Source organism: Mycobacterium sp. DHQP2018-32-09 (assembly GCF_058148405.1).
In genome coordinates this window covers 72400-87954 of sequence record NZ_JBYVYK010000015.1, presented here as the reverse complement: position 1 = coordinate 87954, position 15555 = coordinate 72400, and the positions used below count along the sequence as shown (strand labels likewise).

The following is a 15555-nucleotide window of genomic DNA, read 5'->3' as shown; positions in this document are numbered from 1 at the left end:
CCACCGGCGGTAGGCTGACTCGCCATGCATCTGAAGAGTCTGACGCTGAAGGGCTTCAAGTCCTTCGCCTCGCCGACGACTCTGCGCTTCGAGCCGGGCATCACGTGCGTCGTCGGCCCCAACGGGTCCGGCAAGTCCAACGTCGTCGACGCCCTGACCTGGGTGATGGGCGAACAGGGCGCCAAGACGCTGCGCGGCGGCAAGATGGAAGACGTCATCTTCGCGGGCACGTCGTCGCGTGCGCCCCTGGGCCGCGCCGAGGTCACGCTGACCATCGACAACTCCGACAACGCGCTGCCCATCGAGTACTCCGAGGTGTCGATCACGCGGCGGATGTTCCGCGACGGCGCCGGCGAGTACGAGATCAACGGCAGCAGCTGCCGTCTGATGGACGTCCAGGAACTGCTGAGCGACTCGGGCATCGGCCGGGAGATGCACGTCATCGTCGGCCAGGGCAAGCTCTCGGAGATCCTGGAATCCCGGCCCGAGGACCGGCGGGCGTTCATCGAGGAGGCCGCGGGCGTCCTCAAGCACCGCAAGCGTCGGGAAAAGGCCGTGCGCAAGCTCGACGCGATGCAGGCGAACCTGGCCCGCCTCACCGACCTGACCACGGAGCTGCGGCGCCAGCTCAAGCCGCTGGGCCGCCAGGCCGAGGTGGCCAGGCGGGCCCAGACCATCCAGGCCGACCTGCGCGACGCCCGCCTGCGGTTGGCGGCCGACGACCTGGTGACCCGCAAGACGGAGTTCGACGACACCTTTCAGGCCGAGGTGGCGCTGCGCACCGAGCACGACCGGGTCGCCGCCCGCCTCGACGAGGCCACCGCCGAACTCGCCGCTCACGAAGCGGCGGTCGGCGAACTGACCGGCCGCGCCGAGGCCGCCCAGCAGACGTGGTTCCGGCTGTCCGCGCTGGCCGAGCGCGTGAGCGCGACGGTGCGCATCGCCCGAGACCGGGCGCAGTTGCTGCTCGACGCGGAGGCCGACACCACCCACGGCCCCGACCCCGACGAGTTGGAGGCCGAGGCCGAGGAGGTCGCGGCCCACGAGATCGAGCTGCTCGAGGACCTGGAGGAATGCCGGCTGCGCCTCGAGACCACCCGCGAGGAGCTGGCCGAACGGGAACGCGTGGCCGCCGAGGCGGAACGCGCCCACATGGCCGCGACCCGCGCCGAGGCCGATCGTCGCGAGGGGCTGGCCCGGCTGTCCGGGCAGGTGGACACCATGCGTACCCGCGTCGAGTCCACCGACGAGAGCGTGGCGCGACTGACCGTCAGCATCGAGGAGGCCGCCAACCGGAGCCACGCCGCCAAGGCGGAGTTCGAGACCGTCCAGGGCCGCGTCGGCGAACTCGACGCCGGTGAGGCGGGCCTCGACGAGCACCACGACCGGACGGTGACCGCGCTGCGCCTCGCCGACGAGCGCGTCGCGGAGCTGCAGACCGCCGAGCGTGGCGCCGAACGGCAGGTCGCGTCGCTGCAGGCCCGCATCGAGGCGCTCACGGTGACGCTGGATCGTCGCGACGGTGCGGCCTGGCTGCAGGACCACCACGGGGCGACGGGACTGTTCGGTGCGCTCGCCGACCTGGTCCGCGTGGCCCCCGGTTTCGAGGTGGCGGTCGCCGCGGTGCTCGGTCCGGCGGCAGACGCGTTGGCGGCCAACGACTTCGGCGCCGCACGTGCCGCGGTGACAGCGCTCAAGGAGTCCGACGGCGGCCGCGCGGCCCTCGTGCTGGGGGACTGGCCGGACGCCCTGGCCGCGCACCGGGGCGACGTGGGCGGACTGCCCGCCGGGGCGACGTGGGCATTGGACGCGGTGACCGCACCCGACCGCCTGCGCGGCGCGCTCGTGGCGTTGCTGGGACACGTCGTGGTGGTCGGTGACCTGGAAGCCGCCCGCGAGGTGGTGGCCCGCCTGCCGCGGCTGGTGGCCGTCACCACCGACGGGGACGTGGTGGGCGCGGGGTGGATCACCGGCGGTTCGGACCGCAAGCCGTCGACGCTCGAGATCGCCGCCGAGATCGACAAGGCCACGACCGAACTCGCGCGGGCCGAGCGCCAGGTGGCCGACCTGGGTGCGGCGCTGTCCGGGGCCCTGGCCGAGCAGCGGGACCGCCGCGACGCCGCCGAACAGGCGCTGGCCGCGCTCAACGAGTCCGACGCCGCGATCTCGTCGATCTACGAGCAGCTCGGCCGACTCGGTCAGGAGGCGCGCATCGCCGACGAGGAGTGGCAGCGGCTGGTACGCCAGCGTGACGAACTCGAGGCCGGTCGGGCCAAGACCGTCGAGGAGCTGACCGATCTCGAGAACCGGCTGCACAACGCCCAGCAGGCACCCACGCTCGAGGCGCAACCCGTCGACCGGCAGGAGAGCACCGCGGCCGCCGACGCCGCGCGGGCCGCCGAGGTGGAGGCCCGGCTGGCCGTCCGGACCGCCGAGGAGCGGGCGAACGCCGTGCGGGGCCGCGCGGACTCGCTGCGTCGCGCCGCCGCCACCGAGCGCGAGTCCCGGCTGCGCGCTCAGCGGGCCAAGCAGGCACGCGAGGTGGCTTCCAAAGTGGCTGCGGCGGTGGAGGATTCGGGTCGCCTGGTGGCCGCGCGGCTGGCCGAGACGGTCACCGTGGCCGCCCGCGCCCGCGACGAGCTGGCGCAGGAGCGCACGTTGCGCGTCGAGGCGCTCGCCACGGCGCGCGGTGAGGTCAACGACCTGGGGACCAGGCTGGCGACCCTCGTCGACGCGCTGCACCGCGACGAGGTCGCCAAGGCGCAGGCGGCGCTGCGCATCGAGCAGTTGGAAGCGCAGGTGCTCGAACAGTTCGGCATGGCGGTGGCCGACCTCGTCGAGGAGTACGGCCCGCACGTCGCGCTGCCGCCCTCGGAGCTGGAGATGGCCGAGTACGAACAGGCCCGCGAACGCGGTGAGCAGGTCACCGCGCCCGCGCCGATGCCCTTCGACCGACCGACCCAGGAGCGGCGGGCCAAGAAGGCCGCCAAGGAACTCACCGAGCTGGGCCGGGTGAACCCGTTGGCGCTCGAGGAGTTCGCGGCGCTCGAGGAGCGCTACAACTTCCTGTCCACCCAACTCGAGGACGTCAAGGCCGCGCGCAAGGACCTCATGGACGTCATCTCCGACGTCGACGAGCGCATCCTGCGCGTGTTCACCGACGCCTACGCCGACGTGGAGCGGGAGTTCACCCAGGTGTTCGCCTCGCTGTTCCCGGGCGGCGAGGGCCGGCTGCTGCTGACCGACCCCAACGACATGCTGACCACCGGCATCGAGGTGGAGGCGCGGCCTCCGGGCAAGAAGGTCAAGCGGCTCTCGCTGCTCTCCGGTGGCGAGAAGTCGCTGACCGCCGTCGCCATGCTGGTGGCGATCTTCCGGGCGCGGCCGTCGCCGTTCTACATCATGGACGAGGTCGAGGCCGCGCTCGACGACGTGAACCTGCGCCGCCTCATCGGGTTGTTCGAGCAGCTGCGGGAGCGCTCGCAGCTGATCGTGATCACCCACCAGAAGCCGACGATGGAGATCGCCGATGCGCTGTACGGCGTCACCATGCAGGGGGACGGCATCACGCAGGTGATCTCGCAGCGGATGCGCGGTCAGGATCTGGTCGGCACCGCGGGCTGAACGCCGGTGGGTGTCTCGGCCCCCGCGTGTCCTGAGACAATGGCGCCGTGACTGAAGGTTTGTGGATCGCCATAGCGGTCGTCGCGGTCCTGATCGTCGTAGCCCTCGTGGTGGGCCTGGTGCGCTACCGCAGGCGGCGGATCAGCCTCACCCCACCGGAGCCGACGACACAGCTGGACAAGTCCGGCAACTACACGGCGTCGTCGGGCATCACGTTCAGCCAGGGCACGCGGACGGCGCCGCCCACCCCGGTCACGCCGCCGGAACGCATCGACACCTCCGGCTCGCCGACGGTGGGCGACGACGCCGAGATCCCGCGCGACGCCCCGAAGCGACCCATCGCCGACGTCCGGTTGCCCGAGCCCGTCATCGAGGCCGAGCCCGAACCCGTCGAGGCGGAACCCGAGCAGGCGCCGCCCGCGCCGGAGCCCGAGGTCACGGCCCCCGCGGCGCCCGAGCCCGAGGTCACCGCCCCCGCGGCGCCCGAGCCCGAGGTCACCGCCCCCGCGGCGAGTGAGATCGACGCCATCGCCCCGAGCGAAGGGCGGCTGGAACGTCTCCGCGGCCGTCTGGCCAAGCAGCAGGGCGCCCTCGGCAAGAGCATGCTCGGGTTGCTCGGCGGCGGTGACCTCGACGAGGACTCGTGGGAGTCGATCGAGGACGTGCTGCTGATCGCCGACCTCGGGCCCACCATCACCCAGTCGGTGGTCGCGTCGCTGCGCACGCGCATGGCCAGCGCCAACGTGCGCACCGAGGCCGACGCCCGCGCGGTGCTGCGCGACGTCCTGATCTCGGAGCTGCACCCCGAGATGGACCGCTCCATCCGTGCGCTGCCGCATGCCGACAAGCCGTCGGTGCTGCTGGTCGTCGGCGTCAACGGCACCGGCAAGACCACGACCGTCGGCAAGCTGGCGCGCGTGCTGGTGGCCGACGGGCGCCGCGTCGTGCTGGGCGCGGCAGACACGTTCCGCGCCGCCGCGGCCGACCAGTTGCAGAGCTGGGCGTCGCGCGTCGGGGCGGAGGTGGTGCGCGGCCCCGAGGGCGCGGATCCGGCCTCGGTCGCGTTCGACGCCGTCGACAAGGGCATCGCCACCGGCGCCGACGTGGTGGTGGTCGACACCGCGGGCCGGTTGCACACCAAGACGGGCCTCATGGACGAGCTGGGCAAGGTCAAGCGGGTCGTGACCAAGCGTGCCGAGGTCGACGAGGTCCTGCTGGTGCTCGACGCGACCATCGGACAGAACGGTCTCCAGCAGGCCAGGGTGTTCGCCGAGGTCGTCGAGATCACCGGCGTGGTGCTGACCAAGCTCGACGGAACGGCCAAGGGCGGGATCGTGTTCCGCGTGCAGCAGGAGCTGGGCGTGCCGGTCAAGCTCGTCGGGCTGGGGGAGGGGCCCGACGACCTGGCGCCGTTCGAGCCCGCCGCGTTCGTCGACGCACTTCTGTAGGCGCACTCCTGTAGACGCACCCCTGTAGACGCACTGCCGTAGCCGCCGATTTGCCTCACCCGCCCGAGGACGCTGACGTGGCGGTTAACGCCGGCGAAACGCAACCGGCCGATCCGTTCACACGGGCGAAACGCCACGGCGTCGTCGGTGAAACAACCACTGCGCATTGTTCTGGCCTAGGTCGACGGTGATCAACCGTGGCATGGGCGAAGGAGGAAATCGCGAGTGGACCAATTCCCGACGCTGGGGTTGCCGGACACCGGTGACACGGCATGGATGTTGGCGAGTGCGGCGCTGGTGCTGTTGATGACACCGGGCCTGGCGTTCTTCTACGGTGGCATGGTGCGCGCCAAGGGCGTGCTGAACATGGTCATGATGAGTGTCAGCGCCATGGGCGTCGTCTCGGTCCTGTGGGTGCTGTACGGCTACTCCCTGGCCTTCGGCAACGACACGTTCCACCTGTTCGGCGACCCGACGCAGTTCTTCGGTCTCAAGGGTCTGATCGGCGGGAACGCGGCCGCCGAGGTGGTCGCCGACCCGGCCGCGGGTGTCGACGCGGCCGCCGCGGTGACCATCCCGCTGGTGGGCACGATTCCCGCCACCGTGTTCGTGGCGTTCCAGTTGATGTTCGCGATCATCACCGTGGCGCTCATCTCGGGTGCGGTCGCCGATCGCATCAAGTTCGGTGGCTGGCTGCTGTTCTCGGCGCTGTGGGTGACCGTCGTGTACTTCCCGGTGGCGCACTGGGTGTTCGCCTTCGACGGCGCGACCGCCGAGAACGGTGGGTGGATCGCCAACCAGCTCAAGGCCGTGGACTTCGCGGGCGGCACGGCGGTGCACATCAACGCCGGTACCGCAGGTCTGGTGCTGGCGATCATCCTCGGCAAGCGCCGCGGCTGGCCCAAGACGCCGATGCGCCCGCACAACCTGCCGTTCGTCATGCTCGGCGCCGGTCTGCTGTGGTTCGGGTGGTACGGCTTCAACGCGGGTTCGGCGGGTTCGGCCAACGGTACGGCGGGCACGACGTTCGTCACCACGACGGTCGCGACCGCGGCCGCCATGCTGGCCTGGCTGCTCACCGAGAAGATTCGCGACGGCCACGCCACCTCGCTGGGCGCGGCCTCGGGCATCGTGGCGGGCCTGGTCGCCATCACGCCGTCGTGCTCGTCGGTGAACGTGTTGGGCGCGTTGGTCATCGGCGTCGCCGCGGGCGTGCTCTGCGCCCTGGCCGTCGGCCTGAAGTTCAAGTTCGGCTTCGACGACTCGCTCGACGTCGTCGGCGTCCACCTCGTCGGCGGCATCGTCGGCACGCTGCTGGTCGGTCTGGTTGCCACGCCGGAGGCTCCCGCCGCCGTCGCGGGCCTGCTCTACGGGGGTGGCGTCGATCAGCTCTGGCGGCAGGCCGTCGGCGCCGGTGCGGTGCTCCTCTACTCTGCGATTGGCACGGCGGTCGTCGCGCTGATCGTGAAGTACACGGTGGGACTCCGGATCGACGCGGAGGACGAGGCGAACGGCATCGACGAGGCGGAGCATGCGGAAACTGCCTACGAACTCGCATGATCGGGAACAATCGACTGCTGCCTGGGAAGGAAACGACTAAATGAAGCTGATCACGGCGATCGTCAAACCGTTCACGCTCGAGGACGTCAAGACGGGCCTCGAACAGAACGGCATCCTCGGGATGACCGTCAGCGAGGTGCAGGGGTACGGCCGGCAGAAGGGGCACACCGAGGTCTACCGCGGTGCGGAGTACTCCGTCGACTTCGTGCCCAAGGTCCGCGTCGAGGTGCTGGTCGACGAGTCCGCGGTCGACAAGGTGGTCGACGTCATCGTCGCCGCCGCCAGGACCGGCAAGATCGGCGACGGCAAGGTGTGGGTGAGCTCGGTCGACACCGTCGTGCGGGTGCGCACCGGTGAACGGGGAGCCGACGCCATCTGATGCGCGTATGACCGATCAGACACCAGATCCCGCCACCGGTGCACCTCGTTGGATCGCACCGGCGGCGGGATCGCCCCGTCCCGCCACCGATTTGGTCAAGGCCGCCGAGCAGCTTCTCGAAGGCGGTGCCCGCCAACTGGATTCGGCAGCACTGCGCAGCGCTCTGCTGGATCTGCACGAATTCTGGTTGACCACCAAGGCCACCGAGATCGGCATCACGCCGACGAGCGGCTTCGCGATCGTCGCCACCGGAGGGCTGGGCCGCGGGGAACTGTTGCCCTTCTCCGATCTCGATCTCATGTTGCTGCACGACGACATGCCCGCCGACGTCGTCTCCCAGGTCGCCGAATTGCTCTGGTATCCGTTGTGGGACGCCAACATCAGCCTCGATCACAGCGTGCGTACGGTCTCCGAGGCACTGCGGGTGGCCGGCGAGGACATCTCCGCCGGGCTGGCGATGCTCGACGCGCGCCACATCGCCGGAGACGCCGACCTCTCGGCGCTGCTCGTCGGCGGTGCGCGCAGGCAGTGGCGGACCGGCATCGCGCCGCGCTTCGAGGAACTGGTGGAACACACCAGGGCGCGCTGGCAGCGCAGCGGCGAGATCGCCCACCGCGCCGAGCCGGACCTGAAGAACGGCCGCGGCGGTCTGCGCGACGTCCAGTTGCTCAACGCGTTGGCCATGGCCCAGCTGGCCGACGTCTACCCCAGCACGTCGCTGGCGTCGCCCACCGGCACGCTCGGCGACGCGCACCTGGCGCTGTTGAACGTGCGGACCGAGTTGCACCGGGTGTCGCGCCGCGGCCGCGAGATGCTGCTGGCGCAGTACGCCGACGAGATCGGTGCCGCGCTGCGCATGGGTGATCGCTTCGATTTGGCGCGCACGCTGTCCGACGCCGCGCGCACCATCGGCTACTACGTCGACGCCGGATTGCGCACTGCCGCGAACGCGTTGCCGCGCCGCGGTTTCGCCGCGTTGCGACGTCCCATCCGCAGGCCCCTCGACGAAGGCGTCATCGAGTTCAACGGCGAGGTGATCCTGGCCAAGGGCGCGCGCCCGGAACGAGACCCGGGACTGATCTTGCGCGTCGCGGCGGCGTCGGCGACGTCGGGCCTGCCGATGGCGGCCTCCACGCTCAGCCGGCTGTCGGCGGCGGCGCCGGAGCTGCGGACACCGTGGCCGTCGCAGGCCCTCAAGGACCTGCTGGTGCTGCTGTCCGCCGGACCTGCCACCGTGGCCACCGTCGAGGCGCTGGACCGGACCGGGCTGTGGGGCCGGTTGTTCCCGGAATGGGGCGCGGTGCGCGACCTGCCGCCCCGCGACGTGGTGCACATCTGGACCGTCGATCGCCATCTCGTGGAAACCGTCTCGCGCGCAAGCGCGTTGACCACCCGCGTCGCCAGGCCGGATCTGCTGGTCCTCGGCGCGCTGTGCCATGACATCGGCAAGGGGCGCGGCGGCGACCACAGCGCGCTGGGCGCCGAGCTGGCCACCCAGATCGGGACGCGGCTGGGGCTGTGGGCCGACGACGTCGCGCTGCTGTCCACGATGGTCCGCTACCACCTGCTGCTCCCGGACACCGCGACCCGGCGTGACCTGCAGGATCCGGCCACCATCGAGATGGTGGTCGGCAAGCTCGGTGGCGACCTCGTGCTGCTGGAGCTGCTGCACGCCCTCACCGAGGCCGACGCGCTGGCGACCGGGCCCGGCGTGTGGGGTGAGTGGAAGGCGTCGCTGATCGGCGACCTGGTCCGCCGCTGCCGGCTGGCGATGGTGGGTGAGCCGCTGCCGCAGCCTGATCCGATCGACCCGCACTATCTGCGGTTGGCCGCCGAAGGCGGCGTGCACGTCGACCTGGTGGACGCCGAGTCGCATGCCTACCACGTGACGATGATCGCGCCCGACGCCCGGGGACTGCTGTCCAAGGCCGCGGGCATCCTGGCGCTCAACGGGCTGCGCGTGCACTCGGCGTCGGTCAACAGCCACGCCGGCACCGCGATCAACACGTTCGTGGTCTCGCCCCGCTTCGGGGCCCCGCCTGCCGCGGAGTTGCTGCGTCAGCAGTTCATCCAGGCGCTGTCCGGCGACCTGGACGTCATCGACGCGCTGGAGCGCCGCGACGCCGAGGCGAGCACGCACTCGACCCGTGCCGGCGAGGTGCCCGCCGCGGTACCTGGCAACCCGGCGATGGCCCCGCCACGCATCCTGTGGTTCCCCGGTAGTGCGCCGGGGGAGTACGTCGTGCAGGTCCGCAGCGCCGACCGGTCGGGCCTGCTGGCCCGGCTCACGGCCGTCATCGAGCGCGACGGCCTGGACATCTCCTGGGCCAAGGTGACGACGCTGGGCTCGTCGGTCGTCGACGTGTTCGGCCTGCAGGTCCCGGCCGACCGTGCCACCCCATTCGGTGACGCGGCGCGCGCGGACCTCGAGAGCCGGATGTTCGCCGTGCTCCCGGCCCCGCCACCGGCCAAGCCGAGTACCGCGGCCAGCTAGGCTGGTCGGGTGTTTGAATCGCTGTCCGACCGGCTCACCGGAGCGCTCACGGGCCTGCGGGGCAAGGGGCGTCTGACCGACGCCGACATCGACGCCACCGCCCGTGAGATCAGGCTGGCACTGCTCGAGGCCGACGTCTCGCTGCCGGTCGTCCGCGCGTTCATCGGGCGCATCAAGGAACGCGCCAAGGGCGCCGAGGTGTCGGGTGCGCTGAACCCGGCCCAGCAGGTCGTCAAGATCGTCAACGAGGAACTCATCGGGATCCTCGGCGGCGAGACGCGCACGCTGCGCTACGCCAAGACCCCGCCGACGGTCGTCATGCTGGCCGGTCTGCAGGGCTCGGGCAAGACCACGCTCGCGGGCAAGCTGGCCAGGTGGCTCAAGGCGCAGGGCCACACGCCGCTGCTGGTGGCGTGCGACCTGCAGCGCCCCGGCGCCGTCAACCAGCTGCGCATCGTCGGCGAGCGCGCAGGCGTGGCCGTGTTCGCGCCGCACCCGGGCGTCGCTCCCGGCGGCGAGACCATCGAGCAGATGACCGCGGGCAACCCCGTGGACGTGGCGGCGGCCGGCCTGGCCGAGGCCCGGGCCAAACACCACGACGTCGTGATCGTCGACACCGCCGGCCGCCTCGGCATCGACGAGGAGCTGATGAACCAGGCGGCGGCCATCCGCGCCGCCGTCGACCCCGACGAGGTGCTCTTCGTCCTCGACGCGATGATCGGTCAGGACGCGGTCACCACCGCCGACGCGTTCCGCGAGGGCGTCGGGTTCACCGGGGTGGTGCTGACCAAGCTCGACGGCGACGCCCGCGGCGGCGCCGCACTGTCGGTGCGCGAGGTGACCGGGGCGCCCATCCTGTTCGCGTCCGCCGGGGAGAAGCTCGAGGACTTCGACGTCTTCCACCCCGACCGCATGGCCAGCCGCATCCTGGGCATGGGTGACGTGCTCACGCTCATCGAGCAGGCCGAGCAGGTCTTCGACGCCGAACAGGCCGAGGCGGCCGCCGCGAAGATCGGCTCCGGTGAGCTGACGCTCGAGGACTTCCTGGAGCAGATGCTGGCCATCCGCAAGATGGGTCCCATCGGCAACCTGCTGGGCATGTTGCCCGGCGCCGGCCAGATGAAGGACGCGCTGGCGGCCGTCGACGACAAGCAGCTCGATCGCGTGCAGGCCATCATCCGCGGCATGACGCCCCAGGAGCGCGACGATCCGAAGATCATCAACGCCTCGCGCCGACTGCGCATCGCCAACGGCTCCGGGGTCACGGTCGCCGAGGTGAACCAGCTCGTCGACCGGTTCTTCGAGGCCCGCAAGATGATGTCGCAGATGGCCGGCCAGATGGGCATGCCGTTCGGCCGCAAGGGCGGCTCGTCGCGCAAGGCGGCCAAGGGCAAGAACAAGCAGGCGGGCAAGAAGAAGGGCAAGGGTCCCACGCCGCCGAAGACCCGCAATCCGTTCGGCATGGACCCCGCCGCGATCACCGGCATGCCCGATCTGTCGAACATGCCCAAGGGTCTCGACGAACTGCCGCCCGGCCTGGCGAACTTCGACCTCTCGAAGCTGAAGTTCCCCAAGAACTAGCGTGTGATGATCGGCTGGTGACCCCTGCCCCGCACGGACCGCTGCACGTGGCGGGCCGCGGCCTGCCCGATGGCGAGCCCGTGGAGTGGTGGATCCACGACGGCACGCTGAGCGCCGAGCCGATCGCCGCCGCCGAGACGGTGTTCGCCGGCGGGTGGGTCATCCCGGGACTGGTCGACGCGCACTGCCACGTGGGTCTGGGCCCCGGAGGTGCGGTGGAGTGGGACGAGGCCATCCGCCAGGCGGAGACCGAGCGGGACGCCGGTGCCCTGCTGCTGCGCGACGCCGGATCGCCCGTGGACACCCGCAGCCTCGACGATCGCGAGGACCTGCCGCGCATCATCCGGGCGGGGCGCCACGTGGCGCGGCCCAAGCGGTACCTGCCCAACGTGCCCATCGACGTCGAGGACGAGGCGCAGCTGCCCGAGGTCGTGGCCGCCCAGGCACGATTCGGCGACGGCTGGGTGAAGCTGGTCGGTGACTGGATCGACCGCGAGGTCGGCGATCTGACACCGCTGTGGTCCGACGACGTGCTGACGGCCGCCATCGCTGCCGCCCACGCCAACGGGGCCAGGGTCACCGCCCACGTGTTCGGCGAGGATGCGCTGCCCGGCCTGATCGCGGCGGGAATCGACTGCATCGAGCACGGCACCGGCATCACCGACGACGTCATCGCGATGATGCTCGAGCACGGCACCGCGCTGGTGCCGACGCTGATCAACATCGAGAACTTCCCCGGCATCGCCGACAGCGCGCACCGGTACCCGACCTACGCCGCGCACATGCGTGACCTCTACGCCTCGTGCCCGCGGCGCGTCGCGGCCGCGCACGACGCAGGCGTGCCGATCTTCGCGGGCACCGACGCCGGCGGCATGATCGCCCACGGCCGCATCGCCGACGAGGTGGCCGCGCTGCGGCGCGTCGGGCTGGACCCCACGGCCGCGCTGGGCGCGGCGTGCTGGGATGCGCGGGCGTGGTTGGGCAGACCGGCGCTGGAGCACGGCGCCTCCGCGGATCTGGTGTGCTACTCCGCCGACCCCAGGATGCCGGGCGTGCTCGACCACCCGGAGCTGATCATCCTGCGGGGCACGGTGTTTCGCGGCTGATCCGGCGCGGCCCAGGTGTCGCCGCCGGCGGCCTCCGCTAGTAGACGTCGCGGACGTAGCGGTGCGTCTTGACCATGTCGCTGACGTAGGCGTGGGCGCCGGCCTCGTCCAGGCCGCCCTGTGCGGCGACGATGGCGTGCAGCGCGGCGTCGACGTCGCGCGCCATGTGCTTCTCGTCGCCGCACACGTACAGGTGGGCGCCGTCCTCGAGCCACGCGAAGAAGTCGGCCGCGTGCTCGCGCATCCGGTCCTGCACGTAGACCTTCGTCGCGGTGTCGCGGGAGAAGGCGAGGTCCAGGCGGGTCAGCGTGCCCGCGGCGAGGAACGCCTCGATTTCCTCGCGGTACGGGAAGTCGGTGGCCCGCCTGCGGTCGCCGAAGAACAGCCAGGAACGTCCAGGGGCCGCCGTGGCGGCGCGCTCCTGCAGGAAGGCGCGGAACGGCGCGATGCCGGTGCCCGGCCCGACCATGATGATCGGCACGTCCGGGGCGGGCAGGCGGAACGTGGTGTTGGGGCGCAGGTGCACCCGCACCGAGGTGGCGCGGTCGGCCAGGAACGTCGACGCGACGCCGCCGTGCTCGCGGCCGGCACCCGGATAGCGCACGGTCGCCACGGTCAGGTGCACGCGTTCGGGGTGCAGGACGGGGCTCGACGCGATGGAGTAGTCGCGGAATTGCAACGGCCGCAACGTGTCCAGCACCTCGTCGACGCTCAGGTCGGCCAGGCCCAGCAGGTCGACGACGTCCTTGCCGTACGCCCACGACCCCGGTGTCACGGAGTCACCCGTGGCCAGGCCCGCGACCGCGGCGGCGTCGGAGGTGCGGGTGGCCACGAGGTTCAGCAGCGCGCGCGACGGGACGCGGATCTCCAGGCGCTCGGTGAGCAGCACGCCGAGGGGTTCGTCGTGGTCGGCGGCCACGTGCTCGGCGGACACTCCCATCGCGGTCAGCAACCTGGCCACCAGCGCCGGGTCGTTGGTGGCGTGCACGGCCAGTGAGTCACCGGCGTGGTAGGTCAGTCCCGTTGCGCTGACGTCGATCTCGTAGTGCCGGACCTCCTTGTCCGACGCCGGGTCGTTGAGTCGCCGGTTGACGACGAGCGGCGCCGTCACCGGGGCGTGCCGCTCGCGGGCGCGGCCCTCGACGGGTGCGGCGGGCGCGTCGCCCCGAGCGGCCTGCAGCAGCTTCACCAGGTCGGCCGTCCAGGCCGCCGCCGCCTGCTCGTAGAACCCGTCGACGTCCACGCGGTCCAACAGGCGGGTGGCGCCCAGCTCTTCGAACCGTCGGTCCAGCAATTTGCCTGCGTTGCAGAAGAACTCGTAGGCCGTGTCCCCGAGGGCGAGCACCGCGAAGCTCAGATGATCCAGGCGCGGCGCGTCCTCGGCGCTCAGGGCCTCCCAGAACAGGGCCGCGTCGTCGGGGAACTCACCCTCGCCGAACGTCGAACACACCACCACGAGGTGGGTGACCGTGTCGAGGGCCGCGGGGTCGAGTTGGTTGAGTTCGACGGCCTGCGCGGGCATGCCCGCGGCGCTGGCGGCCTCGGCGAACGACATGGCGGCGTCCTCGGCGTTGCCCATGTCGGTGCCGTAGGCGACGCGCAGGTGCTCGGGCATGGATCGCACTCCCTTCGTCGGGCGCCGACGTGGCGGGTCGGCAAGAAATTAGGGCGACCTTACTTGTCCGCGACGCGCCGTGGGGTGCTCCCTCCCGCCGGCGCGATCCGGCCTACGCTCGCGCCATGCGCATCGTCGACCTGAGCCACCCGATCCGGGTCGGCATGATCACCTATCCCGGGCTTCCCGCACCCGTCATCGAACCGCACCTCACCCGGGAGGACTCGCGGTCGAGATACGCCCCCGGCACCGAGTTCGCGATGGACGTCATCACGATGATCGGCAACACCGGCACCTACCTCGACTCACCGTTCCACCGCTATGCCGACGGCGCCGACCTGGCCGGGCTGGACCTGGCGACGCTGGTGGGGTTGCGCGCCGAGGTGTTCCACCTGCACGACGCCGCGCACCGGGGCATCGGTCCGGACGCCCTGATGGGTCGGGACCTGTGCGGTGCCGCGGTGCTGCTGCACACCGGCTGGGACCGGCACTTCGGCACCGAGGCCTACGGCGTGGATGCCCCGTTCCTGATGGCCGACGGTGCCCGGTACCTGGTGGACGCGGGCGCCGCGTTGGTGGGCATCGACTCGGTGAACGTCGACGACACCGAGTCCGGTGGTGAGCGACCCGCGCACACACTGCTGCTGGGCGCGGGCATCCACGTGGTGGAACACCTCACCCGTCTCGACGTCCTGCCCGCGCAGGGTGCGACGTTCACGGCGGCGCCGCCGGCCATCGAGGGGTTCGGGACGTTTCCGGTGCGCGCGTTCGCTCAGCTGCCCGCCGAGTGAGGCGGGGGGCTGGGCGTCCGGCTAGACCCCGGCCTGCGCGAAGCCCCAGTCGAGCAGGCCGATCGCCTGCCCGTAGAGGTCACCGGAGCCGTACATCTGCACCACGACCAGCCGGCGGTTTCCCCGTTGGGCCGCCCCCACGTAGGTCTTGCGGGCCAGGTTGGTGAAGCCGGTCTTGCCGCCCAGGTCACCCGGGTAGCGCGAGAGCAGTTCGTTCTGAGCGGTCAGGGTCTTGCCGGGGAACGGCGCCGTCGGCGACCGCAGGATCTGCGCGATGAGCGGGTAGGTGAGCGCGGCGCGGAACATCACGGCCAGGTCGTGCGGCGAGGTCACCGATTCCCAGCCCGGGCCGTCGAGGCCCGACGTCGACGACGCGCGCGTGCTGCGGGCCCCGAGGCCGGCGGCCTTGCGGTTCATCGCCGCCACCGCCACGCGCTGGCCGCCGAGCATGTCGCCCAGCATGGTGGCCGCGTCGTTCCCCGACACCATCAACAGCGCGGAGAGCAACTGGGTGACGGTGTACGGCTGACCCGGCGTCAGCCCGACGCACGAACACTCGACGGTCGTGTGGGACTGGTTGGCGCGGGCGAACTGCTCGGGACGCAGGTGGTCGAGCACCGTCATGGCCAGCAGCACCTTGATGGTGCTGGCCGGGGCGTAGGCGCCGTTGGGGTCCTTCGACGCCAGGACCGCCCCGGTGTCCAGGTCGGCGAGCAGCCACGCCTTGGCGGGGCCGTCGGCGAGCGCGGCCACCGGTGCGGCGTCCGGCTGGGCCATGGCGGCCGGCAGCCAGGGGAGCGGGGTGGCCGCGGGGATCAGCGCGGCGGTCACGGTCAGCGCGGTGGCCGACAGGAGGCGGCGCACCCGCGACGGGCGGCGTTGCGGCGTCGGCACCCACGCGAACGTACGGCGCGCAGGACTCGCCCAGGAGTCGCCCCGGTCTCGCTCGGGTCGCGA

General features: G+C 71.6%; 10 protein-coding genes. 8 read left to right on the top strand and 2 right to left on the bottom strand.

Annotated elements, in window-relative coordinates:
- Window positions 1–24: 24 nt before the first annotated feature.
- The 7 genes from smc to AC30CM_RS09860 all read left to right on the top strand — a co-directional run bounded on the left by smc (window position 25) and on the right by AC30CM_RS09860 (window position 12192).
- Window positions 25–3624: a chromosome segregation protein SMC gene (smc, locus tag AC30CM_RS09890; protein ID WP_490116673.1), complete on the top strand. Its 3600-nt coding sequence runs from the start codon at window positions 25–27 to the stop codon at window positions 3622–3624.
- 47 nt (window positions 3625–3671) lie between these two features.
- Complete coding sequence (gene ftsY / locus AC30CM_RS09885) at window positions 3672–5072, top strand: signal recognition particle-docking protein FtsY (RefSeq protein WP_490116672.1); 1401 nt, start codon at window positions 3672–3674, stop codon at window positions 5070–5072.
- 225 nt (window positions 5073–5297) lie between these two features.
- Entirely contained in the window at window positions 5298–6632 is a 1335-nt protein-coding gene (locus AC30CM_RS09880) for an ammonium transporter (RefSeq protein WP_490116671.1), read from the top strand.
- A 40-nt stretch (window positions 6633–6672) separates the two neighbouring features.
- A complete protein-coding gene (locus AC30CM_RS09875) occupies window positions 6673–7011 on the top strand; it encodes a P-II family nitrogen regulator (RefSeq protein ID WP_490116670.1) in 339 nt (112 codons plus the stop codon).
- Between the two features lie 7 nt (window positions 7012–7018).
- Complete coding sequence (locus AC30CM_RS09870; protein WP_490116669.1) at window positions 7019–9505, top strand: [protein-PII] uridylyltransferase; 2487 nt, start codon at window positions 7019–7021, stop codon at window positions 9503–9505.
- A gap of 9 nt (window positions 9506–9514) precedes the next feature.
- A complete protein-coding gene (gene ffh, locus AC30CM_RS09865) occupies window positions 9515–11086 on the top strand; it encodes a signal recognition particle protein (RefSeq protein WP_490116668.1) in 1572 nt (523 codons plus the stop codon).
- Between the two features lie 17 nt (window positions 11087–11103).
- The gene (locus AC30CM_RS09860; RefSeq protein WP_490116667.1) at window positions 11104–12192 is read left to right on the top strand and encodes an amidohydrolase family protein; all 1089 of its coding nucleotides are present in this window, start codon (window positions 11104–11106) and stop codon (window positions 12190–12192) included.
- 37 nt (window positions 12193–12229) lie between these two features.
- Here the strand turns inward: AC30CM_RS09860 and AC30CM_RS09855 are convergent, their stop codons facing one another.
- Window positions 12230–13816, bottom strand: coding sequence for a diflavin oxidoreductase (locus AC30CM_RS09855; protein ID WP_490116666.1), 1587 nt, complete (start codon window positions 13814–13816; stop codon window positions 12230–12232).
- 116 nt (window positions 13817–13932) lie between these two features.
- Here AC30CM_RS09855 and AC30CM_RS09850 point away from each other — a divergent pair, with 116 nt between their 5' ends.
- Window positions 13933–14598, top strand: coding sequence for a cyclase family protein (locus tag AC30CM_RS09850; RefSeq protein WP_490116665.1), 666 nt, complete (start codon window positions 13933–13935; stop codon window positions 14596–14598).
- Window positions 14599–14619: 21 nt separating this feature from the next.
- On the opposite strand, the gene AC30CM_RS09845 is transcribed toward AC30CM_RS09850, so the two are convergent.
- Window positions 14620–15462, bottom strand: a complete 843-nt coding sequence (locus tag AC30CM_RS09845) for a D-alanyl-D-alanine carboxypeptidase family protein (RefSeq protein ID WP_490116699.1) — start codon at window positions 15460–15462, stop codon at window positions 14620–14622.
- Window positions 15463–15555 lie beyond the last annotated feature (93 nt).

What these genes read in the sequence shown, in the direction of transcription:
- AC30CM_RS09850 (WP_490116665.1), top strand. Translation starts at nt 13,933, where the DNA reads ATGCGCATCGTCGACCTGAGCCACCCGATCCGGGTCGGCATGATCACC.
- AC30CM_RS09870 (WP_490116669.1), top strand. Translation starts at nt 7,019, where the DNA reads ATGACCGATCAGACACCAGATCCCGCCACCGGTGCACCTCGTTGGATC.
- smc (WP_490116673.1), top strand. Translation starts at nt 25, where the DNA reads ATGCATCTGAAGAGTCTGACGCTGAAGGGCTTCAAGTCCTTCGCCTCG.
- AC30CM_RS09875 (WP_490116670.1), top strand. Translation starts at nt 6,673, where the DNA reads ATGAAGCTGATCACGGCGATCGTCAAACCGTTCACGCTCGAGGACGTC.